Here is a 20505-nt window from a genome sequence, read left to right as displayed (position 1 = left end):
GGCAAGGGTTTTGAGGTGCATCTGAGCTTGGCGGTGGGAGTCGGTGGTGCTTGGCCGCTACTTCTTGCGGTCTGCGGGGGAACCTGCCGCTTGCCGGTTCTTGAACCCGATGTCCTGATACCGGGGGGCCGCGAAACCGAACGCCCCGACGTTCGCGAGCTTCTTGTCGACCGCGACGAGCTGCGGACGCTGGAAGAGCGGAATCGATCCGGCGGCGGCCCAGATCCGGGCGTCCGCCTGCTTCATCAGCTCCCGTGCGGCCTTCTCGTCCAGCTCGGCGGCCGCCTGGTCGAAGAGCTGGTCGATGTGGTCGGTGCCGACCCGGGTGTAATTCTGCTCCACGAGGAGCGACCCGTCGGTGGCGGGCTCCGGCTTGGCGTAGATCGGGCGGCCGTCGGTGGCCGGGTAGGCGGTGGCGGGCCACGAGTAGAGCGCCAGGTCGTACTCGCCGGAGGCGATGTGGTCCTTGAAGTAGCTCTCGTCGGGCACCTTGGTGATCTCCGTGCCGATGCCGATCTTGTCCAGCATCACCGCGATCTTGTCGCCGACGCTGCGCAGCGACTGGGAGCCGGGTCCGGAGGGGAGCACGAAGCGCAGGGTCAGCGTCTTGCCGTCCTTGCCGAGCTGCCCCTTGGCCGCGGCGGGCGCCGGAGCGGCGGTGCCGACGGGGGCGTACGCTCCGGCGGCTCCCCCGGGCTGCTTGTCCTGGGCGGCGACGGCGCCGTCCTCACCGAGGAGACCGACCTGGCGGAGCAGAGCGGCGCGCTGGGCGGCGGCCGTCCGGGCGGGGGCGATGATGTGGAGGCCCGAGGCGCCGCTCGCGGAGGCGTGGGCGGGGGCCTGGGCGCCGGGCTTGTTGTCCTCGCCGACGATGTAGAGGCCCTCGTCGCGAGAGGCGGCGCTGTCCTCGGAGGCGGCCTTCTTGTCGCCCTTCTCGTCCTCGGCTTCCTTGTCCTCCTCGGTCTTCTCGGTCTTCTCGGTCTTCTCGGTCTTCGCGTCCTTGTCCGCGTCCTCGGCGGTCTTCTTCTCCGCCTCGGCGTCTTCCTTCGCGTCCTTGTCGCTCTTGTCGCTCTTCTTCTCCGCCTCGCTGCCCGCCTTGGTGTCCTTCGGCGGCTGGGCCGCGCCGCCCCGGGTCCAGCCGGCGTCCGCCAGCAGGGCCTGGGCCTCCTTGGTGTTCTGGTCGCCGAGCGCCCCGCTGCCGTCCTTGTAGCCGGGCTGGCCGGCGAGGGCGAGGTGGCTGCCGAGCGGCTTCGCCGGAAGACCCAGCGGCCCCAGCACCGTCTGGGCCAGCTCCTGCCGGTCCAGGGCGCGGGCCACCGCCCGGCGGACCCGGTCGTCGGCGAGCGGGCCGGACTCGCCGTTCAGCGCGAGCTGGGTGTAGGCGGGCTCCAGGGACTTGCGGACGGCGAAGTCGCGCAGGGCCTTCTGCTCGGTGGCGTACGCGACGACGGCCTTGCGGTTCTTCTCCCGGGCGGCCTGCGCGATCTCGGCGGCCTCCTCGTCGGAGCCGTGCGCCAGGGCCCAGGAGCGCAGGGCCGCGGCGGGCGTGATCTCGGAGCCCGGGCCGTGGGCGGGCGGCTGGCCGTTGCTGCCCCGGTCGCGGCGGGCGAGGGTGATGCGGTCGGCGGTGGCCGCGTCGATGTCGGCGACGTCCACCGTGCCGTCGGCGAGGGCCTGGGTACGGTCCTTGGCGGCGACCGCCCGGAAGACGAGGGTGTCCAGCTTGGCCTTGTCGCCCCACCAGCGCGGGTTGCGGGCCAGCGTGACGGTGCCCTTGGCCTTGCTGACGCCGCGCAGGACGAAGGGCCCTGCGGTGTTCTTGAGGGTGGTGCGCGCGCCGTCGTTGAAGGCGTCCGGCGAGCCGGTGATCTCCTTCGGGTAGAGCGGCGAGAACAGCGAGCGCCAGTCCGCGTAGGGCTTGGAGAACGTGACCCGCACCTGGAGGTCGTCCGAGCCCCGTTCGATCTTCTCGATCCGCTCGTACCCGGAGTTGCGGGCGGTCCAGAACGCGGAGTCCTTGCCGCTGAGCGCCCGCCACTGGGCGACGAAGTCGGGGGCGCCGATCTCGCGGCCGTCGCTCCACACCGCCTGCTGGTTGAGCTTGTAGAGCACGACCTGCTTCGGCTCGCGCTCGATGACCTTCGCGGACTCCAGGTAGTCCGGGTTGAGCTTCGGCTGCCCGGTTCTGTCCATCGGGAAGAGCGTCGGGAGCAGGGCTCCGGTGATCCGGGTGGTGGCGCTGTCCGCGTCCGCCTGGAAGGCGTTGAAGGTGACGGGCAGCGCGTCGACCGCCCAGTTCACCGTCGAACCGTCGGTGACCGTCTCGCGGGCGGCGGGCGCGATGTCCTGGGGCACGCCCCGGGAGGTCTCCTCGCTGCCGGAGCTGCAGCCCGCCAGCACCGGGATCGTGAGCACCCCCGTCGTGAGGAGCGCGAGCGATCGGCGCTTTCGAACCGTCCCGCGCGGGACGCCGACGTGGGACATGGCTGTTACCTCCGGGGCCGGCCCGGACCACCCCGTACCGGAATGGACCGGATAGTGCGTATGTGGTGGCATTTGCAGTTGATCACACTGATTCCTTCCGCCCACTGAAAACGCCCCTGCGCGCGAGGGGGCGGCGACACGGCGGACGAGAGGGCCAAGCTCACCCGCCCGGAGGAACGTTTCGCTCACCCCCGGCCCACCCCCGGCTCACTCCCCGGCCGCGACCGCGCGTGAGCGGGCGTGAGTCCCGGCACGCCGGATCGAGCGGCCTTGCTCCGCCCGCGGCCCAGGATTTAGGGTGAATGCGCTTTCACGAGCCCTCGTGATCGCCTCGCGGAAGAAAAGCGGACGGACGGTCGGTCGAGTGAGCGCCCCCACGGTGTACGACGTCGCCGAGCGGTCGGGCGTCTCCATTGCCACGGTCTCCCGGGTCTACCGGAACCCCGATTCCGTACGCGTACAGACGCGCGAGAAGGTCATGGAGGCGGCCCGTGAGCTGGGATACGTGCCGAGCGGCAGCGCCCGGGGCCTGGCCAGCCGCACCACCGGCGTGCTCGGGCTGTGCTTCCCGGACTTCGCGGACCAGGACGCCGAGACCGCCGCGGCCGCGAGCGACGCGGACGACGACCAGGCCGTCATGCTCTACTCCGACCAGATCATCCGGGGCATGGAACGGGCGGCCCGGCGGCACGGCTACGCCCTGCTGATCGCGGCCTCGCTGGAGGGCGGGCCGGAGAGCCTGGTGGCGAAGGTGGCGGGGCGGGTCGACGGCTTCGCCGTACTGGCGCGGACCGTGCCGACCGAGGACCTGGAAGTGATATCGCGCCGGCTGCCCGTGGTGATGCTCGCCGGGCCGCGCGAGATCGACCACCTGGATCACATCGTGGTGGCCAACGCCGAGGGCGAGCGCGAACTGACCCGCCATCTGATCGAGGACCACGGACTGCGCCGGCTGGCGTTCGTCGGCGGCGGGGAGGACTCGCCGGACTCCCAGGCCCGGTTCCGGGGCTTCCAGGAGGCCTGCCGGGACGCGGGCCTTCCGGTGCCCTCCCGGCCGGAGCTGCGCGCCGGGATGATGACGCAGGCCGAGGGCGCGCTGGCGGCGGGCACCCTGCTGGACCGGTCGGAGGGTACGGGGGTGGAGCGGCCGGAGGCGATGCTGTTCGCCAACGACCAGATGGCGGTCGGCGCACTCCAGGCGCTGGAGCGACGCGGGGTGCGGGTGCCCGAGGACATCGCCGTGACCGGGTTCGACGGGATCCCGCTGAGCCGGATCGTCCGCCCGCCCCTGACGACCGTCCGGCAGCCGATCCGGCTGCTGGGCGAGCAGGCGGTGGAGCTGCTGGTGCAACGCCTGGCCGACCCGGGCCGCGCCCCGGTCTCGCTGGAACTGCCGGTCTCGGTGACCCGGCGGGCCAGCTGCGGCTGCGGCTGAGCGAGGCGCGTGCCGGCGGGCCGGCGCACCGACGGGCCGGCCGACACCAGCACGTCCGCCCGAGGCCCGGCCTCCCGAGGCCCGGCCCCCGGCCCCGTACACCGTTACCGCCGAAGGAGAGCCCATGACCGAGCACGCCGGGCAGGACCGCACGAGCCCCGCCACCGAAGCCCGGGTCCGCGACAGCTTCGGCCGCCAGGGGCTGATGCACCACCTCGGCGCCCGCATCACCGAGATCGCGCCGGGCCGCGTCCGTATCGTCCTGCCGGCCCGGCCCGAGGTGACCCAGCAGCACGGTTACGTCCACGCCGGCGCCACCAGCGCCATCGCGGACAGCGCGGGCGGTTACGCGGCCCTGACGCTGTTCGCCGAGGACAGCGAGGTCCTCACGGTGGAGTACAAGATCAACCTCCTCGCGCCCGCCGCCGGCGACCACCTGGAGGCCGTGGGTACGGTCCTGAAGTCCGGGCGCACGCTGACCGTGTGCCGGCTGGAGGTCTTCGGCGTTCAGGAGGACGGCAGCCGCAAGCTCGTGGCCAACGGGCAGCAGACGCTGATCCGGGTGGACGCCCCGAAGACGGCCGCCTGACCCGCGGCATCGGCCACCGCACGCCCGCCGGACGAGGCCGGGCTTCCCAGGCGTCGGGGCTTCCCAGCAGCCCGACCCCTCAGGCACACGCCCGGACCCCTCGGGCGCACACCCGCCCGCCCCCTCAGGCGGCCGGACCCCTCAGGCACAGGCCCGGGCCCCTCGGCCCCCCTGGATCAGCCCACCGCCCCCAGCCGTTCCCCGAAGAACCGGGTCCGGTTCGCGTCCAGCTCCGCCGCCTCGGCCGTCATCCCGCGGTACGCGAAGTGCCCCGCCGTCAGCACCTGGAGCTCGCGCTCGCCGGCCAGCGCGTTGTGTACGGCGAACTGCCCGGGCGGCGGGACGGACGGGTCGAACAGGGCGGCCGCGACCAGCGTGGGCAGCGTCAGCCGGGTCGCCGCCGTCGCCGCGTCGAAGTAGCCGAGGACCTCGGTGACCTCGGGGTGTTCGCGGTGGTGCGTCCGGACCGCCTCGCCGCTGCCCGCGCAGGGCAGGGTGAGGCGCAGCGGGTGGTTGCCGAAGGTGGGGACGGTGAGCTGGGCCGCGCCGAAGCGGTCGTCCCAGGGCAGCGCGAGGGCCCCGAGCCCGCCGCCGAAGCTCTCGCCGAGGTAGCCGAGGCGGGGCCCGCCCGGGAGGCCGGCCGGAGCCAGCTCGGGCACCAGCTCCATCAGGGCGGAGGCGGCGCACCACAGGTCGGCCGCGCAGTCGCCGATGACGTAGGTGTCGCGGGAGCCGATGCCGTGCAGGACGTGCTCGTCGGCCAGGTCCGGGACGCCGTCGACCCGGCCCCGCTCCCCCATGCCCCGTACGCACGGCAGGATCGCGGCGGCCCCGGGCAGCGGCGGCGGAAGGTCCCGGCCGGGCTCCTGGCGGCCGCCGTAGCCGTGCCCGACGACGAATCCGTACCGTACGGGCCCCTCGGCGGGCAGGGCGAGCCAGCCGCCGAGCCGGACGCCGCCCACGGAGGTGTAGCTCACTCCGTGGATCGTCACGCCGTCGCGCTCCTCCTCCACCGGGCCGAGGACCGGCCGCGGGTCGACCGCGCGGGCCCGCGCGTACCGGGCCCGCCAGAACGCGTCGAAGCCGTCGGGGGCGGGCGGGGCCGGGATGTCCAGCAGGGCGTTCGGCGCGTCGTACCCGTAGGCCGGGTCGAACGGGAAGTCGTGGGCGAACGCGACGGATGAGGCCATGCCGCGAGGGTAGACGCCGACCACGCCCCGCCGGTCGCGGGCTCCCGGGCGACGAATCGGTCACATCGCCTGTTGTTCCACAAACGGCGCGTTTACGGTTCAACAACAAGACGCCCGGGTGTCGAGCACGTTGCACGAGTGTGACCCAGCACCCTCTTGCGGATTCCCGAACGACTGGCGCAGAGTGATGTATGCGCTTACAGGCAGCGCATACATCGCGCAGCATCAGGATTGCTCAAGGAGGAGCCCTCCCATGTCCCGCATCGCCAGAACAGCTCCCGCCGGCATAGCGCTCGCGCTCGCCGTGACCCTTTCCGCCTGCGGCTCCTCCGGCGGCGACGTCGCGGCGGACGAGAAGCAGACGCTCACCGTGTGGGCCATGGGGGCCGAGGGCGAGAAGCTCGCGGACGTGGCCGAGGTCTACGAGAAGGCCAACCCGAACATCACCGTGAAGGTGACCCCGATCGGCTGGGACGTCGCCCACCAGAAGCTCGTCTCGGCAGCGGCGGCGGGCAATCTGCCCGACGTGGCGCAGATGGGCGGGAGCTACCTGGGCGAGTTCGCCGAGCTGGGCGTGCTGGAGCCGGTGGACGGCAAGGTCTTCGACAAGAAGGACTTCTTCCCGGCGGGCTGGGAGCAGGGTGAGGTGGACGGCACCGCCTACGGCGTGCCGTGGTACGTCGACACCCGGGTCCTCTACTACCGCACGGACCTGGCCGAAAAGGCGGGCGTCGACAAGGCTCCGGAGAACTGGAAGGAACTCCAGGACCTGGCAGGCGCGTACCAGAAGAAGGCCGGCACGAAGTGGGGCCTGTCCATCCAGCCCAGCGGCCTGGACACCGTGCAGAACTTCTACTCCTTCCTGTACTCGGCGGGCGGCGAGATCGTCAATGACAAGGGCGAGGCGGTCATCGACAGCCCGGAGGCGGTCAAGGCGCTCAAGGAGTACGGCAGTTACTTCGACAAGGGCCTCGCCAACAAGTCCGTGCAGCCCGGCTACGACGTGGCGAAGGACTTCGGCAACGGCCGGGTCCCGATGTTCTTCGGCGGCCCCTGGTACGTGACGCTCCTCAACGAGGGCCAGCCGCAGATCAAGGGCAAGTGGGCCATCGCGAACGTTCCGGCGGACGCCTCCTCCACCTCCATGGCCGGCGGTTCCTCCCTCGTCGTCTCCAAGGACAGCGAACACAAGGCGGCGGCCACCGAGTTCATCAAGTACCTGACCGACACGAAGGGCCAGTCCGACTGGTACGAGCGGACGAAGGACCTGCCCGCCAACACCTCCGCGTGGGAGTCCGGCACGCTCGCCGACGACGCCGACCTGCAGACCTTCAAGAAGCAGATGGACACCGCCAAGTCCTCGCCGTCCCTGGCCAACTGGACCGAGATCACCGACAAGGTGGACCAGGCCATCGCCAAGGTGACGCAGGGCAAGGCTTCCGCCGAGGACGCGCTGAAGACGGCGCAGTCCGAGATCGAAGGCCTCGTGAAGCAGTAGCCATGGGCACCTCGACCACCACGACCGAGAAGGCCGCGCGGCCCGCGAAGGCCGGGGCCGCACCGTCCCCGCCGCCCGCGGGCGGCGGCCGCCGCAAGCGGACGCTGGGCGTGCAGAACGCGGCGGGCTGGCTGTTCTCCACCCCGTTCCTCGTCCTGTTCACCGTCTTCATGGCGTTCCCGATCCTCGCCACGCTGGCGATGAGCTTCACGGACTTCGGGCTGCGCAATGTGACGCGCCCGTGGGAGGCGGAGTTCATCGGGTTCGAGAACTACGTCAACCTCTTCGGCGACGAGAAGTTCCTCAAGTCCCTCTTCAACACGGGGTACTTCGTGGTCGTCGGCGTACCGCTGACGATCGGGATCGGGCTGGTCGTCGCCGTTCTGCTGAACAACGGCATCGACCGGGCGCGGACCTTCTTCCGGGTCGGCTTCTACGCCCCGGTGGTCACCACCATCGTCGCGGTCGCCGTCGTCTGGCGGTTCGTGCTCGATCCGAGCGACGGGCTGATCGCCGGCCTCTTCTCCGAAGTGGGCTGGACGGCGCCGGACTTCCTCGGCTCCGAGACGCTGGCGATGCCCTCGCTGATCGTCATGGCGGTCTGGCGGAACGTCGGCACGGTGATGGTGCTGTTCATCGCGGGCCTCCAGGCGATCCCCACCGAGGTGCGGGAGGCGGCGAAGCTCGACGGCGCGAGCGTCTGGCAGGAGTTCCGGGGCATCACGATCCCGCTCCTGCGCCCGACGGTCCTCTACGCCACGGTGATCACGACGATCGGCTACCTCAACGTGTTCGAGGAGCCGTTCGTGATGACCCAGGGCGGCCCGTCCGACTCGACCCTCACGGTCTCGCTGAACATGTACCGCGAAGGGTTCAACTTCTTCCACATGGGCTACGCGAGCGCCATGGCATACGTCCTCTTCGTGGTGATCATGGGCATCACGGTGCTCCAGCTCCGACTGCTGAAGGACAACACGAAATGAGCGCCACCAGCAGCCCCAACGCACCGGTCAAGGCCCCGGAAAAGCGGGCTCCCGGGAAGCGGAGCACCGCACGCCCGCTGGTCTACGTCCTGCTCTCGCTCGGCCTGCTGGTCATGTCGGCGCCCTTCCTCTGGATGGGGCTCTCCGCCTTCAAGACGCAGAGCGAGCTGTCGGCCAGCCCGCCCGTGTGGATCCCCACCGAGTGGACCCTGACCAACTTCCGGCAGCTGCTCGACAAGCTGGACCTGCCGCTGTATTTCATGAACTCGGTGATCGTGGCGGTCCTGGTGACCATCTCGAACCTGGTGTTCTGCTCGATGCTCGGCTACGCCCTGGCGAAGCTGAAGTTCGTCGGCCGCAACAAGATCTTCGGCCTGGTGCTCGGTGCGCTGATGGTGCCCGGCAATCTGATGCTGCTGCCGCTGTTCGTGCTGATGAGCAAGCTCCAGCTGATCGACAGTTACGCGGGTCTCGTGCTGCCGTTCGCCGCCGGGGCCTTCGGGGTCTTCCTGATGCGGCAGTTCATGCAGTCGATCCCGGACGAGCTGCTGGAAGCGGCCCGGATGGACGGCGCGAGCGAGTGGTACATCTTCTGGCGGATCGTGATGCCGCTGGTGAAGCCCGCCCTCGCGACCCTGTCGATCTTCACGTTCCTGGGCTCCTGGAACAACTTCGTCTGGCCGCTGATCGCGACCAACGACCCCGACAAGTACACCCTCCCGGTCGCCCTGGCGACCTTCGCCACCGACCCCAACAAGGCCGGCGGCTCCAACGGCATGCTGATGGCCGGGGCCTTCCTGATCGTGCTGCCGGTGCTGGTCGTCTTCATCGCCCTGCAACGGCACTTCACCCAGGGCATCGCCACGGCGGGCATGAAGTAGCCCCCGGGCCGCCCGACTTCACGTAACGAGGCCGCCGACCCCACCCCGTACCAGACGGCGGCCACACCCCTCACCACCACCAGAAAGACAAGTCGCGATGACGCACCCCCCTGCCCCGAACCAGTCGACGACCTCCGTCCCGTTCCCCGAGGGCTTCCTCTGGGGCGCCTCCACGGCGGCCCACCAGATCGAGGGCAACAACACCGACAGCGACTGGTGGGTCAAGGAGCACGCCGCCGGCACCCACATCGCGGAGCCGAGCCTGGACGCCTGCGACAGCTACCACCGCTGGCCCGAGGACATGGACCTGCTGGCCTCGCTCGGCTTCACCGACTACCGCTTCTCCATCGAGTGGGCCCGCATCGAGCCGGTCGAGGGCCACTTCTCCCGCGCCGAACTCGCCCACTACCGGCGGATGGTGGAGGGCGCGATCGAGCGCGGCCTGCGCCCGATGGTGACCCTGCACCACTTCACCGTGCCGCAGTGGTTCGAGGCGCGCGGCGGCTGGACGGCCGAGGGCGCGGTGGAGCTGTTCGCCCGGTACGTGGCGGCCTGCGCGCCGGTGATCTCCGAAGGCGTACGGCATGTCTGCACGATCAACGAGCCGAACATGATCGCCGTGATGGCGGGCCAGGCCAAGCGCGGCGACAACAGCTTCCCGCCCGCCGGCCTGCCCACCCCCGACGACGAGACGACCGCGGCCGTCATCGCCGCGCACCACGCGGCGGTGAAGGAGGTCCGGGCTCTGGACGCGGGCATCCAGGTCGGCTGGACCATCGCCAACCAGGTCTACCAGGCCCTCCCCGGCGCGGAGGACGTCACCGCCGCCTACCGCCACCCGCGCGAGGATGTCTTCATCGAGGCGGCGCGCGGCGACGACTGGATCGGCGTGCAGTCCTACACCCGTACGCGGATCGGCCCGGACGGCCCGATCCCGGCGGCCGACGACGTCGAGCGGACGCTGACGACGTGGGAGTACTACCCGGGCGCGGTCGGCGAGGCGCTGCGCCACACGGCCGAGGTGGTCGGGGACGTCCCGCTGATCGTCACGGAGAACGGCATCGCGACCGCCGACGACAGCCGCCGGGTCGACTACTACACGGGCGCTCTGAACGAGGTCGCCTCGGCGCTGGAGGACGGCCTCGACATCCGGGGCTACCTGGCGTGGAGCGCGCTGGACAACTACGAGTGGGGCACCTACAAGGCCACGTTCGGCCTGATCGCGATCGACTGGGAGACCTTCGAGCGCACCCCGCGCGACTCGGCGAAGTGGCTGGGCTCGCTGGGCCGCACCCGCGAACTGCCGCGCACGGAAGCGTAATTCCGGCGCCCCCACTACCGGAGGCGCGCCCCTGATACGGGGAGCCACCTGACGGCTCCCTCCGGCCCGGGAGCCGGCGGAACCTGACGACCGCCGGCTCCCGAGCCGCCCGCACAGCACCAGCACCACTCCCCCGCCCCACCCCGCACACCTGGCTTCACCCCGCACGACCGAGATCACGACTCATCCCCCTCCCCCTTCTGCCACAGGAGCCGGACCGATGGACCGTCGCACGTTTCTCACCGCCGCAGGGACCGGGGCCGCGGCCCTGTCGCTGGGAGCAGTCACCTCCCCGGCCGCGCATTCCGCCGCCCCGGCCGACCCCCGCCTTCTGAAGCACTGGTTCGCCGACACGTACCGCTCGATCGAGGCGATGACGACCGACTTCGGCCTGGTCACCGACAAGATCGACCTCAGCGGCCCCGGAGCCCCCGCCCAGTCGCCCCAGACCTCCCCGACCAACATCGGCTGCGGCCTCTGGTCGACGGTGGCGGCGGCAGGCCTGGGCGTGATCGGCGAGAGCGCGATGATCCGCGCCCTGACCCGTACGGTCACGGCCGTGGAGAAGCTGGAACGCCATCACGGCTTCTGGCTCAACTGGTATGACGCGCACGACGGTTCGGTGCTCACACAGTGGCCCGGCACGGGCGACCCGGTGCGTCCGTTCCTGTCCTCGGTGGACAACGCCTGGCTGGTGACGGGCCTGCGCATCGCCGCCGACGCCGCGCCCTCGCTGCGACCGCGCATCCACCGCATCCTGGCCACGGCCGACTGGTCGTACTTCTACACGCCGTACGACCCGGCCGACCCGGTGGCGGGCCCCGGCCAGCTGCGCGGCGGCGTCTGGACGGACACGGAGGAGCCGACCCCGCACCACTACGGCGCGCTCAACACCGAGCCGCGCATGGCGAGTTACCTGGGCATCGCGGACGGATCACTGCCCGGCGACCACTACTGGCACCTGCTGCGCACGATGCTGCCGGAGCACGAGCAGGAGCAGAAGCCGGGCGGCGCGTACGTCACGGTCGACGGCGTACGCGTATGGAACGGCCACTACACCCACCGCGGCCGGAAGGTGGTCCCCACCTGGGGCGGCTCGATGTTCGAGGCACTGATGGTGCCGCTGTTCGTGCCGGAGCCGGAGTGGTCGCCGCGCGCGTGGGGCGTGACGCACCAGCGTTACGTACGGGGCCAGATCGACCACGGCCTGCGCGAGGCGGAGTACGGCTACTGGGGCTTCTCCCCCGCCAATGTGCCGGAGGACGGCTACCAGGAGTACGGCGTAGACGCGCTCGGCATGGCAGTCGACGGCTACGCCTCCAACACCGACCGCACCCACACCACGGACGGCGAACCCCTGCCCCCGCCCTCCGCGTTCACCAACGGAGTGGTCACCCCGCACGCCTCCTTCCTGGCGCTGCCGTACGCGGGCCGGGAGGCGGTGGCCAACCTCCGTTCCCTGGAGCGGGACTTCGGGGCGTACGAGGACGGGCTCGGCTTCCGGGACTCGGTGAACGTGTCCACGGGCCGGGTCAGCGACTTCATGCTCGCCCTGGACCAGGGCATGATCGTCGCCGCCCTCGCCCAGGAGCTGCGCCCGGGCCTGCTCCAGCGCCCCTTCCGCACCGGCGGCTTCCGGACCCGGGTGCGGCCGCTGCTGGAGCGGGAGCGGTTCTCGATCTGAGGCAGCGGCGGCTGTCCGGGGGGCGACCGCCTTTCCGGTGCGGCGCTCGGCGTGCGGCGCCGGGAACGGGCAGCCTGGCGGCCGGCCCGGCAACCGGTGGGGCCCGTACATTGCCGGAAGTCGGCATACCGGGGGTCGGTTGCACGCCTATACCCTCACGGCGTATCCGGCACAGACATCTGCCGGACAGATTCCGGGGGCGGGTGGCACGATGTTTTCGTTGGTCTGGGGAACGTTCGCGACAACGCTGGGCTGGGTCGTCGCGACGGACTTCCGGGGAGCCGCACACCGATTCTCCGCGTTCTCCCACGCCGCCGCTCCGTTCGGCGGTTCCGGAGCGACCGTCATGGGCGTCGGCTTCTTCCGCCTGGTGGCCGGGATGTTCGCCCTGACCGGTCCGATCGTCCTGGTCACCGGGCTCCTGGACCTGTGGCGCGGCGAGGCGGAAGCGTTCAGGCTGCCGCCGGTCGACGGCTGGTTCGTCGTCATGGAGGCCGTGATCCTCGGCGCCGCCCTCTGGAGCTATTGGCGACGGTCCGGCTTCCTACGCCGTCAGTGGGAAGCCGGCAACGGTCCGCGGCGCGCGGCGGTCGCCGGTGTCACGGCGTCGATCGTCGCCTTCGCCGCGCTGCTCGCCCTCGGCCGGGGAACGTGGATGATGGCCGCCTGGCTGCTCGGCGGCCTGTGCGGCATCGCCCTGCTGCTGAGCGATCCGGCCGGCACGCCGTCGGACAGCTCAGCGGCCTCCCCGTCCCCCGCTCCCCCTGCGGGTCAGTGACCCGTCTCCTCTTCGGGACGCTTCTTCTTGGCACGGGAGCGGACGACGATCTCGTTGACGCCCTGCATGAGGATGGTCGCGGCCACGACCGTGATCAGGCGAAGCCACCACGGAAAGCCGAGGAACTCGCCGCTCGCGAAACCGGCCCCGACCGAAACGACGAACGTCAGCCAGTAGGGCAGGCCTTTCACTTCGTCATTTCGAGACGGAGTTCTCACACCCGAATCAGCACACACGTCAATTCCCCCGCATTCTTCCACTCATGGTTCTTCTCTGAGCCGCGTGGTCCGATGTGGTCAAGATCGGGTGCGGCGGATATAGACCCTAGCGTGGAGCAGGAATCGGGTTGTCCGGGGTGTCGAGCCACGGCACATGCGTGCCGTCAGGAGCCACGGTCAGACCGAACCGCTCCGGCCCCGGACACCCGGCATCGCACCACCAGCCGTACGCGGCCTCGACCGCCTCCCACAGCCGACGAGGCCCGTGCTCCCACACGGTGAAGCGGTCGGCGGTCCGCCCGTCCACGTCCACGGCCGCCCAGGAGGTCGCGTCGGTGGTGGCGAGCCACAGGCGGGAGGCGACGCCCTCCACGTCGGGGTTCTCGTGCCAGGTCCGCCATACGTCGCGGAGCTGAAGGCCGATCGCGAACTGGGCGGCCCGGTCCTCACCGGCGACGGCCCCGGGCGACAGCCGGGTCGAAGACTCCTGAGGTGCGTGGCTGTCACGCACGACATCGCGATAGATCCGCAGGTCCGTCCGCTGCCCGCGCATCAGCATGAACGCCGAGTGCGGCGAGAAGGAGCCCGAGGCACCGCCGTAGCCGTCCACGGTGAGCCTCAGCAGCCCGTAGCAGAACCACGGCGACTCCCACGGAACGAGGACCACGCCGCCCGGCCGGGCCTGCGCGATCCACGCCGGAGGAACGGACCGTACGGAACAGGTCGCGATCACCCGGTCGTAGGGCCCACCGGCCTCATGGCCCCGGGCCCCGTCGCCATGGACCGCGTGTACGTCCGCCCCAGCACCCTCAAGACAGCCCGCCGCGGTCGCCGCCAGCTCCGGGTCCACCTCGATGGTGGTCACCCGCCCCGGCCCGAGGCGGTGTGCGAGGAGCGCCGCGTTCCACCCGGTACCGGTGCCGATCTCCAGGACATGGTGGCCCGCCCGCACGTCCAGCAGGTCGAGCATGCGGAAGACGATGGACGGGGCGGAGGCCGAGCAGGATGCCCAGCGCTCCTCCGGCGCGACCGTGGCCCCGTCGTTGACCTGGGTGACGACGGCGGTGTCGGCGTAGGCGTGCCGCAGCCATTCCGCCGGGGCTGTCGCCCGGTCGCACTCCACCAGATCGTCCCCCGCCCACACGGTCCCGGGCAGGAACGCGTGCCGGGGCACGCTCCGGAAGGCGGCTTCCCAAGCCGGGGCCATTGGCGCCCCGAGGCTCTCGTTCACCGAGCCGAGCAGGCCGTCGATCAGGGCGGAAAGGACGGCAGCCCGCTCGTCCGCTGCGTTCAGCTCCATCTGCGGTGCGCCTACTTCCCTTTGTGCTTCGGCTCCGGCGCGGGCTTGGCGGTGTCCGAGGACGGCTTGGCCGTGCCCGGATCCTTACCGCCCGCGTGCTTTCCGTCGCCACCGCCGCCGCCTTTGCCTGTTCCCCAACCCATGGCTGTCCGTTCCTCTCCGTCGGCCGTCCCGATGAGGTGACCGTAGGGAAGGGGCGGGCAGAGGAGCTACGCGGTTGCACGCAGTTGCACGGATTCACCGAAGAGAGTTCAGAGCAGCCGTAATCAATGTGCGTGCGTTCGCGCCGTGAAGAGCCATCTCCGCCAGTTCGGCGAAGGTCTCGGCATACATCGCGACCTCACTGGGCTGCGTGATCGTGAGATACCCGGAGACCAGCTCGACATTGACCTGTGCGACATCGAAGATCCAGAACCCTTCCACAGGCATCCTGGAACGGTCCGGTCCCATCGGGACCACGCCCAGACTGACGTTGGGCAGAGAACCCACGGTGAGCAGATGACCGAGCTGCCCGACGAGGACGTCCGTTCCGCCGATGCCGTTCCGTAGCACCGACTCCTCAATCAGGAAAGCGAATCGGCGCCCTCCCTCGTACAGCACGCGCTGCCGCTCCACGCGTGCGGCCACCGCATCGGCCACGTCGTCGACCTCGACGCGTCGTCGCTGCACCGCACGCAGTACCGCCTCGGTGTACCCGCGAGTCTGGATCAGCCCCGGCACGAACCATGACGAGTAGGCCCGGAAGCGACGGGTGCGTTCGAACAGCGGCAATCGCGCGTCCTGCGCCTGCTTGAGCCCGGGCTGCTCCATTCGCCTCCAGCCGATCCACATTCCTTCGGCGTTCCGGAGCGAGGCGAGCAGATCGGCGGTCTGGTCCTCCGCCCCGCACGCCCGGCACCAGGCCCAGATGTCGGCGGCGGACGGGGGCGTGCGGGCATTCATGATCCGCGACGACTTCGATGGGTGCCAGCCGCAGCGCACAGCGATCTCGCGCCCGGTCAGCCCAGCATCCCGGCAGAGGCCGGCAAGCCGATCCGCGAGAATCCTCCGGGCCTGCTGAGCACTTGAGGAAGGAGATTCAGCCATGATGGGAAGGGATCAGCGGGGCCGGTACTGCTCATGCGGCGCAGCACGTTCCCACACGGCGTCGAAGGCGTCCGCGCACAGCTTCACCAGCACCGGATCGTCCGTGTACTCCCGCCCGTCCTCGTCCAACTGCCCGTTGCCGGTGAAGTGGTGGAAAAGGACCTGCCCACCGTCGAACACCCAGAAGTCCGTGCTGGGCAGGGCGAGACCGGTCGCCCGCCGCCTGGGCAGCCAACGGACCACTTCGCCCGCCGCGATGTTCGTGAACGTGCTGTCGTACTCGTACCGCACATAGTCGCTGATCGGCTCGGAAACCACTCGGGCACGCCGGACCGCCACGCCACGGCCGACGGCTTCGTGCACCGCGTCGTGCCAGCCGCCCCACCAGGCCGTCCGCTCGGCGCGGTCCAGCCGCTCGCCTCGCTGCCATGCGATGTACCCGGGGTCGTCGAGCATGTACGAATCACGCAACTCAAGGTGGACTGCCGATCGTTGAGCTCGCGCCAGAGCATCACGCGCCGGGGGCTGCACGTCCCGCCTCTCCACCGCCGTCGCCTTCCCGACGAGCGGGAAGGTAGTCCAGCATGGCCGCCGGGAGCCGGATGATCGTCTCGTTGTCCGGGACGTCGGTGGAGTGACCGGGAATGGAGCCGACTTCCTTGCAGTCGTTCACTTCGGCCTCCGTCGCTCGGTACGACTGGATCAGAAGATCTCCCGTTTCCTCGTGAAGCCAGATCGTCGGCGACTCGTCGGTGGGAGATTCGGGGTCGATGCCGAGGAACCGTAAAGCCATGACTTCCTCCCGCTGTTGAGGGTTGCATCAGCTTGCACGAGCGTTCCTCCGAGACGCGGCGGCCATCAAGGGCTCCGAGGGGGCGCAGGGAGGGAAAGCGGTCGGCTCGGGGGCGCGCGGGCCGAGACCGTCGTCCGGCCGCCCATGAGATCGTCGCCGCTGGCACTCCCGTCACGCGCCGTCACGCGGTGCGAGATGCGGGTGCTCCCGCGCGAGTACGGCGTCCACCGCTGCGAGCGTCGGATCGACGATGTCCCAGTCGTGGGCGGAGGGGTGGTCGACGTACAGCCCGCACGCGTCCTCGCCCCGGGGGTCGACCGCACCGCACCAGGCCTGCTCCGCCAGCGTCGCCCGCTCGCCCCTCCAACGGGCCCAGACGGCGGTGTGGTTCGCGTCGTCGTCCCATAACACCATCGCGTGGTCGCCGTCGTGCTCGGCGGCCAGCTCGCAGAGGAGGTGTCCGGCCTCCGGGCGACGGTCGCCGGGAGCGGCCAGCCGGATGACGAACTCCGGGGGCGGCAGCAGGGTTACGGCGGTGCACTGGTTCATGGGGCGGGAGTCCTCCGGTCGCCGTCAAGGCGCGTCGGTGTCGGGTACGTCAGGGGCGTCGGGCGTGCCGGGAGCCTCGCCCTCGGAAACGAGTCGCCGGACCTCGCTGTGGACGTGTTCGGCGATGAGGTCGCCGAGCGGGTCGGTCACGGAGAAGGAGTGCGGGCCCGGGTGGTGGTCGAAGAGCGCGCACGTCGTGACCGTGCGGGTGGCCAGCTCGCGGAGCACGGCGGGGCACAGGGGCAGCGTGTCGAGCCGGTGGACGCGGTGGGCTCCGGTCCCCGCCCACAGGAACCACAGGTCCCGGTCGTCCGGGGTGTCCGCCGTCCACAGGTGCGCGGCGTGCTCGGCCGACTCGTCGTGGTCGCCCAGCTCGCACAGGACGAAGTCTTCCGGCTCCACGATGTCGGGCGGGTGCACGGGCCCGCCCTCCATGGTGGCGAGCGCCAGCAGCGTTTCCGGGTAAGGGACTTGGGTCACGGCGGTGCATTGCAGCACGCGGTCAGCCACCTTCCGTACGGGGCGGGGCCGCATGGTTCGCCGAGGCTTCCGCCGCCCACCCGCACAGGTCCACGGGCCACGCGCCGAGGGTGACGCGCAGCCCCACGAAGGGGTCGACCACGGTGAGCAGGGCGGGTCGACCGGATTCCAGCGCGTTCATGGCGTGGCCCTGGCTGCCGTGGTCGCCTGCCCACGCCCGGAGCGCTTCGGGGGCGTCGGAGCCGTGGAAGGCGACCGGCCGGACGTCCCGCGCCCCGAGCCACGGGGCGGCCGGAGGCAGGTTCCGCCCGTGCCCGTCCGCCAGCCGCAGCGCCTGCCGCCGGAGCCAGCGGAGGACGAGCCGACGATTCGGCAGCGCGACCCCGCCGAGCCGGAGGGCCCGGCCGCCGGCCTTGACCGTGACGGCCGCGACGTAATCCATCTTCTTCATGCGGCACGCCCCCGACTGCTGCCGCCGCCCGTAACGGCCGCCCTCACAGCACTTCTCCCCTGCTCCGGGCGTTGAGCCGTGCGGTACGAGCCCGAAGCTGCTCCATGAGCAACGCGGGCCGTACGTAACGGGGTTCGACTTCCCACTCGCGCCCGCCGCCGACCGGCCGGAGGGACCAGTACGGACCGGCGACGCCCTGGAACTCCCCCACGCGGTCACCGCGACTGGTGTCCGCCAGGAGAGCCCCGGGGGACGGGACATGTGGGGGTGACTCCGTATTCGGGCTGACGTTCTCGCCGTACACCGTTCGCTCCTCTCTGTAGCCGAACGACTACCGGGGCGACTCAGCGTGGCCTAGCGTGGAGATGTCTTCAACGTTTCGGATCTGGGGGATACGTTGGTCAACCGCAAGGAAGTGAACCCTGACGGGGGCCCGGAGGCCGCCTACGGAGCACGTCTGCGTAGGGAGCGCGAAGCACGGGGCTGGAAGCAGGACGATCTCGGCGCGCGTATCGGCTACACGGGGAGGCACGTTTCCGGTGTGGAATTGTGTCACAAGTCCCCAACTCGCAAGTTCTCGATCGCCGTTGATGTGGCGATGGGTTATACGGGAACCGCTGATTCGTTCGAGCGCGAGTGGCGCAAGATCAAGCACGGGGTGCTGTTGCAGGGCTTCCCGGAGTACGTGGCGCTGGAGGGCCGGGCGGCGGAGATCCGACTGTTCGAGGTGGGCGTCATCCCGGGGCTGCTGCAGACCCGGGAGTACGCGGAGGCGCTGGCGCGCGGGGCGGTCGACCGGGGCGTCATCACCACCGAACAGGCCGATCAGCGCGTCTCGTTGCTCATGGAACGCCAAGGCGCTCTGTTACGCACCGTCCCGCCGATGCTGATCGCGGTGCTGGACGAGAGCTGCATCCGCCGACCGATCGGCAGCCCTGCCGTGATGGACGCCCAGTTGCAGTATCTGGTCGACTTCGCCACGCAGTCCCACACCATGCTGCAGATCGCCCCGTTCAGTGTCGGTGAGCAGCGACCCTTCAACCGGCTGGTGAATCTGCTGACGCTCCAGGACCGGTCCGCGGTCTCCTACGTCGAGTCCGAGACGCAGGGGCATCTGGACCGCGAACTCAGCTCTGTCATCCCGATGGTGAGGGCCTACCATCAGTTGCAGGCCGTGTCTCTGTCGCAGACAGATACCGTGGACATGATCCACCAGCATCGAAAGGGCACCCCGTGACGACCGAATCCACGACCCCGCAGTGGGTCAAGTCCTCCTACAGCGACAACGGCGGTTCGTGCGTCGAGTGGGCCCCGCGCACCGCGTCCACCACCGGCATCGTCCCCGTACGCGACTCGAAGAACCCGGGCGGTCCGGCCCTCACCGTCCGCGCCGCCGCGTTCAGGACGTTCATCGCGGGCATCACGTCAGGCGAGCTGTAACACCCACCGCAGCCACGACCGAACAGCAACGAAGGGGCGGCCCATCGATGACGACCTGTTCCACGACCCAGCAGTGGGTCAAGTCCTCCTACAGCGACAACGGCGGCACCTGCGTCGAGTGGGCCCCGCGCACCGCGTCCACCACCGGCATCGTCCCCGTACGCGACTCGAAGAACCCGGGCGGCCCGGCCCTGGCCGTCGCCGCCGCCGCGTTCTCCACCTTCGTGGCGGGCGTCAAGGCCGGGGGCTTCGACACCACCGCCTGACCTGCACCGCTGCCGCCACCGCCCCGGTTACGCCCCACCGTGCCTGCACGCACGGTGGGGCGTCCCGCCGTCCGGGGCAGGGGGCCCGGCCTACACTTTCGGTGTGACAGCCATGGAGCCGGTGATTCGCCCGGCGGTCCCGGCCGACCTGAGCGCCGTCGCCGAGATCTACACGTACTACGTCCGCCACACCGTGATCACCTTCGAGGAGAACCCTCCGCCGGTAGCCGCCTGGCACCAGCGCCTCGACGACCTCGCGGCCCGCAACCTGCCGTTCCTGGTCGCCGAACTGTCCGGCGAGGTCGTGGGCTACGCGTACGCGGCTCCTTGGCGCCCCAAGCCCGCCTACCGGAACACCGTGGAGAACTCGATCTACCTGGCACCCGGCCGCACGGGCCGGGGTCTCGGCGGAGCGCTGCTGGAGGCCCTGCTGGCCGCCTGCACCGGGACTCACGTACGCCAGATGATCGCCGTCATCGCCGACGCGGGCACCGACGCCTCAGCCGCGCTGCACCGCCGTTACGGCTTCACCGACGCGGGCCGGCTGGCCGCCGTCGGCTACAAGCACGACCGTTGGATCGACACCGTGCTGATGCAACGGACACTCGGCCACCCGGTTCCGGGCGTGAGCTCCTAAGCGATCCAGCAGTAGACGCCCCGGCCCTGGCGGCGGGCGCTGCCGGTGAGCGCGGCCAAATCGCCCACGATCGCGTCGGCGATGTCCGCGTCGATGATCTCGCCCTCCTCCGCGCGGAGTTGAACCCACGATGCGGCGGCGTCGCGCAGCGTGGGCTGCTCGGCGTCCGCGAGGGCGGTGAACAGGTCGGACGAGATCGCGAGGACGAGACATCCGCCGCCGTCCTCGACGGCGACGACACGCGGTTCACCGGCTTCGGCGACATCCTCGAAGCTGCGGCCGGTGAGCAGGGACCGCCATTCGACCACCGCCCCCAAGGGATCGAAGTTGCCCAAGGAGAGCGACTCGTACGCCTCTCCCGGTCCCGTCCGGAGTGTCAGCGCCGCCGATGTGTCGTCCGGCGCGACGAAGAACTTGACGATGAGGCCCACCCGGGCATTGT

At 70.6% G+C, this 20505-nt stretch carries 24 protein-coding genes; 12 read left to right on the top strand and 12 right to left on the bottom strand.

Translation table 11 applies throughout. The features are described 5' to 3' along the window. Positions 1-57: 57 nt before the first annotated feature. Positions 58-2484: an ABC transporter family substrate-binding protein gene (locus G3I54_RS29985; protein WP_164619066.1), complete on the bottom strand. Its 2427-nt coding sequence runs from the start codon at positions 2482-2484 to the stop codon at positions 58-60. Between the two features lie 364 nt (positions 2485-2848). Here G3I54_RS29985 and G3I54_RS29980 point away from each other — a divergent pair, with 364 nt between their 5' ends. Further along, positions 2849-3919, top strand: coding sequence for a LacI family DNA-binding transcriptional regulator (locus tag G3I54_RS29980; RefSeq protein WP_164619064.1), 1071 nt, complete (start codon positions 2849-2851; stop codon positions 3917-3919). 124 nt (positions 3920-4043) lie between these two features. After that, positions 4044-4508 carry a PaaI family thioesterase gene (locus G3I54_RS29975; RefSeq protein WP_137231879.1) on the top strand — a complete coding sequence of 155 codons (465 nt, stop codon included), beginning with the start codon at positions 4044-4046 and terminating at the stop codon, positions 4506-4508. Between the two features lie 176 nt (positions 4509-4684). On the opposite strand, the gene G3I54_RS29970 is transcribed toward G3I54_RS29975, so the two are convergent. Further along, complete coding sequence (locus tag G3I54_RS29970; protein ID WP_164619062.1) at positions 4685-5698, bottom strand: acetylxylan esterase; 1014 nt, start codon at positions 5696-5698, stop codon at positions 4685-4687. A 253-nt stretch (positions 5699-5951) separates the two neighbouring features. Between G3I54_RS29970 and G3I54_RS29965 the strand changes: the two genes are divergently transcribed. The 6 genes from G3I54_RS29965 to G3I54_RS29940 all read left to right on the top strand — a co-directional run bounded on the left by G3I54_RS29965 (position 5952) and on the right by G3I54_RS29940 (position 12843). Further along, positions 5952-7196, top strand: coding sequence for a sugar ABC transporter substrate-binding protein (locus tag G3I54_RS29965; protein WP_164619060.1), 1245 nt, complete (start codon positions 5952-5954; stop codon positions 7194-7196). A gap of 2 nt (positions 7197-7198) precedes the next feature. Then, complete coding sequence (locus tag G3I54_RS29960; protein ID WP_164619058.1) at positions 7199-8179, top strand: sugar ABC transporter permease; 981 nt, start codon at positions 7199-7201, stop codon at positions 8177-8179. Beyond that, the gene (locus G3I54_RS29955; RefSeq protein WP_164619056.1) at positions 8176-9060 is read left to right on the top strand and encodes a carbohydrate ABC transporter permease; all 885 of its coding nucleotides are present in this window, start codon (positions 8176-8178) and stop codon (positions 9058-9060) included. The genes G3I54_RS29960 and G3I54_RS29955 overlap by 4 nt, the downstream gene beginning before the upstream one ends. Positions 9061-9157: 97 nt before the next feature. Beyond that, positions 9158-10381 carry a family 1 glycosylhydrolase gene (locus G3I54_RS29950; RefSeq protein WP_164619054.1) on the top strand — a complete coding sequence of 408 codons (1224 nt, stop codon included), beginning with the start codon at positions 9158-9160 and terminating at the stop codon, positions 10379-10381. Positions 10382-10601: 220 nt separating this feature from the next. Continuing rightward, positions 10602-12065, top strand: a complete 1464-nt coding sequence (locus G3I54_RS29945; protein ID WP_164619052.1) for a glucoamylase family protein — start codon at positions 10602-10604, stop codon at positions 12063-12065. Positions 12066-12276: 211 nt separating this feature from the next. Further along, complete coding sequence (locus G3I54_RS29940; RefSeq protein WP_164619050.1) at positions 12277-12843, top strand: DUF1345 domain-containing protein; 567 nt, start codon at positions 12277-12279, stop codon at positions 12841-12843. Here G3I54_RS29940 and G3I54_RS29935 read toward each other — a convergent pair. The 9 genes from G3I54_RS29935 to G3I54_RS39825 all read right to left on the bottom strand — a co-directional run bounded on the left by G3I54_RS29935 (position 12837) and on the right by G3I54_RS39825 (position 18024). Continuing rightward, the gene (locus G3I54_RS29935; protein ID WP_343240465.1) at positions 12837-13034 is read right to left on the bottom strand and encodes a hypothetical protein; all 198 of its coding nucleotides are present in this window, start codon (positions 13032-13034) and stop codon (positions 12837-12839) included. The two genes, G3I54_RS29940 and G3I54_RS29935, sit on opposite strands and share 7 nt — an antisense overlap. Before the next feature lie 133 nt (positions 13035-13167). Continuing rightward, positions 13168-14361 carry a methyltransferase domain-containing protein gene (locus G3I54_RS29930; protein WP_164619047.1) on the bottom strand — a complete coding sequence of 398 codons (1194 nt, stop codon included), beginning with the start codon at positions 14359-14361 and terminating at the stop codon, positions 13168-13170. A gap of 237 nt (positions 14362-14598) precedes the next feature. Beyond that, entirely contained in the window at positions 14599-15447 is an 849-nt protein-coding gene (locus G3I54_RS29925; RefSeq protein ID WP_164619045.1) for a helix-turn-helix transcriptional regulator, read from the bottom strand. A gap of 12 nt (positions 15448-15459) precedes the next feature. After that, the gene (locus tag G3I54_RS29920) at positions 15460-15978 is read right to left on the bottom strand and encodes a DUF6879 family protein (protein WP_343240464.1); all 519 of its coding nucleotides are present in this window, start codon (positions 15976-15978) and stop codon (positions 15460-15462) included. Further along, on the bottom strand, positions 15959-16240 hold the full coding sequence (locus tag G3I54_RS29915; protein ID WP_164619041.1) for a hypothetical protein: 282 nt from the start codon (positions 16238-16240) through the stop codon (positions 15959-15961). Before G3I54_RS29915 ends, G3I54_RS29920 begins: the two co-directional genes overlap by 20 nt. Positions 16241-16411: 171 nt before the next feature. Beyond that, positions 16412-16789, bottom strand: a complete 378-nt coding sequence (locus G3I54_RS29910; protein ID WP_164619038.1) for a hypothetical protein — start codon at positions 16787-16789, stop codon at positions 16412-16414. 24 nt (positions 16790-16813) lie between these two features. Next, complete coding sequence (locus tag G3I54_RS29905) at positions 16814-17287, bottom strand: hypothetical protein (protein ID WP_164619036.1); 474 nt, start codon at positions 17285-17287, stop codon at positions 16814-16816. Positions 17288-17291: 4 nt separating this feature from the next. Then, positions 17292-17720 carry a hypothetical protein gene (locus G3I54_RS29900; protein WP_164619034.1) on the bottom strand — a complete coding sequence of 143 codons (429 nt, stop codon included), beginning with the start codon at positions 17718-17720 and terminating at the stop codon, positions 17292-17294. A 43-nt stretch (positions 17721-17763) separates the two neighbouring features. Then, entirely contained in the window at positions 17764-18024 is a 261-nt protein-coding gene (locus tag G3I54_RS39825) for a hypothetical protein (protein WP_164619031.1), read from the bottom strand. Positions 18025-18117: 93 nt separating this feature from the next. On the opposite strand from G3I54_RS39825, the gene G3I54_RS29890 reads away from it, so the two are divergent. The 4 genes from G3I54_RS29890 to G3I54_RS29875 all read left to right on the top strand — a co-directional run bounded on the left by G3I54_RS29890 (position 18118) and on the right by G3I54_RS29875 (position 20063). After that, positions 18118-18957 (top strand): DUF5753 domain-containing protein, encoded by an 840-nt coding sequence (locus G3I54_RS29890; protein WP_164619029.1) that lies wholly within the window; start codon positions 18118-18120, stop codon positions 18955-18957. Then, the gene (locus G3I54_RS29885) at positions 18954-19160 is read left to right on the top strand and encodes a DUF397 domain-containing protein (RefSeq protein WP_164619027.1); all 207 of its coding nucleotides are present in this window, start codon (positions 18954-18956) and stop codon (positions 19158-19160) included. The genes G3I54_RS29890 and G3I54_RS29885 overlap by 4 nt, the downstream gene beginning before the upstream one ends. A 47-nt stretch (positions 19161-19207) precedes the next feature. Then, positions 19208-19426 carry a DUF397 domain-containing protein gene (locus G3I54_RS29880; protein WP_164619025.1) on the top strand — a complete coding sequence of 73 codons (219 nt, stop codon included), beginning with the start codon at positions 19208-19210 and terminating at the stop codon, positions 19424-19426. 112 nt (positions 19427-19538) lie between these two features. Further along, on the top strand, positions 19539-20063 hold the full coding sequence (locus G3I54_RS29875) for a GNAT family N-acetyltransferase (protein ID WP_164619115.1): 525 nt from the start codon (positions 19539-19541) through the stop codon (positions 20061-20063). On the opposite strand, the gene G3I54_RS29870 is transcribed toward G3I54_RS29875, so the two are convergent. Beyond that, the gene (locus G3I54_RS29870) at positions 20060-20494 is read right to left on the bottom strand and encodes a hypothetical protein (RefSeq protein ID WP_164619023.1); all 435 of its coding nucleotides are present in this window, start codon (positions 20492-20494) and stop codon (positions 20060-20062) included. The two genes, G3I54_RS29875 and G3I54_RS29870, sit on opposite strands and share 4 nt — an antisense overlap. Positions 20495-20505: the final 11 nt, after the last annotated feature.

This window comes from Streptomyces sp. SID14515 (assembly GCF_010548505.1).
Classification (GTDB): domain Bacteria; phylum Actinomycetota; class Actinomycetes; order Streptomycetales; family Streptomycetaceae; genus Streptomyces; species Streptomyces caviscabies.
Note: the sequence above shows the minus strand (reverse complement) of the source record. Positions and strands in the feature narration are given on the sequence as shown.

Excerpts from the sequence above, each read along its gene's own strand:
- G3I54_RS29985 (WP_164619066.1), bottom strand. The coding sequence starts at position 2,484 with ATGTCCCACGTCGGCGTCCCGCGCGGGACGGTTCGAAAGCGCCGATCG.
- G3I54_RS29975 (WP_137231879.1), top strand. The coding sequence starts at position 4,044 with ATGACCGAGCACGCCGGGCAGGACCGCACGAGCCCCGCCACCGAAGCC.
- G3I54_RS29970 (WP_164619062.1), bottom strand. The coding sequence starts at position 5,698 with ATGGCCTCATCCGTCGCGTTCGCCCACGACTTCCCGTTCGACCCGGCC.
- G3I54_RS29965 (WP_164619060.1), top strand. The coding sequence starts at position 5,952 with ATGTCCCGCATCGCCAGAACAGCTCCCGCCGGCATAGCGCTCGCGCTC.
- G3I54_RS29960 (WP_164619058.1), top strand. The coding sequence starts at position 7,199 with ATGGGCACCTCGACCACCACGACCGAGAAGGCCGCGCGGCCCGCGAAG.
- G3I54_RS29955 (WP_164619056.1), top strand. The coding sequence starts at position 8,176 with ATGAGCGCCACCAGCAGCCCCAACGCACCGGTCAAGGCCCCGGAAAAG.
- G3I54_RS29950 (WP_164619054.1), top strand. The coding sequence starts at position 9,158 with ATGACGCACCCCCCTGCCCCGAACCAGTCGACGACCTCCGTCCCGTTC.
- G3I54_RS29945 (WP_164619052.1), top strand. The coding sequence starts at position 10,602 with ATGGACCGTCGCACGTTTCTCACCGCCGCAGGGACCGGGGCCGCGGCC.
- G3I54_RS29940 (WP_164619050.1), top strand. The coding sequence starts at position 12,277 with ATGTTTTCGTTGGTCTGGGGAACGTTCGCGACAACGCTGGGCTGGGTC.
- G3I54_RS29930 (WP_164619047.1), bottom strand. The coding sequence starts at position 14,361 with ATGGAGCTGAACGCAGCGGACGAGCGGGCTGCCGTCCTTTCCGCCCTG.
- G3I54_RS29925 (WP_164619045.1), bottom strand. The coding sequence starts at position 15,447 with ATGGCTGAATCTCCTTCCTCAAGTGCTCAGCAGGCCCGGAGGATTCTC.
- G3I54_RS29915 (WP_164619041.1), bottom strand. The coding sequence starts at position 16,240 with ATGGCTTTACGGTTCCTCGGCATCGACCCCGAATCTCCCACCGACGAG.
- G3I54_RS29910 (WP_164619038.1), bottom strand. The coding sequence starts at position 16,789 with ATGAACCAGTGCACCGCCGTAACCCTGCTGCCGCCCCCGGAGTTCGTC.
- G3I54_RS29900 (WP_164619034.1), bottom strand. The coding sequence starts at position 17,720 with ATGAAGAAGATGGATTACGTCGCGGCCGTCACGGTCAAGGCCGGCGGC.
- G3I54_RS29880 (WP_164619025.1), top strand. The coding sequence starts at position 19,208 with ATGACGACCTGTTCCACGACCCAGCAGTGGGTCAAGTCCTCCTACAGC.
- G3I54_RS29875 (WP_164619115.1), top strand. The coding sequence starts at position 19,539 with ATGGAGCCGGTGATTCGCCCGGCGGTCCCGGCCGACCTGAGCGCCGTC.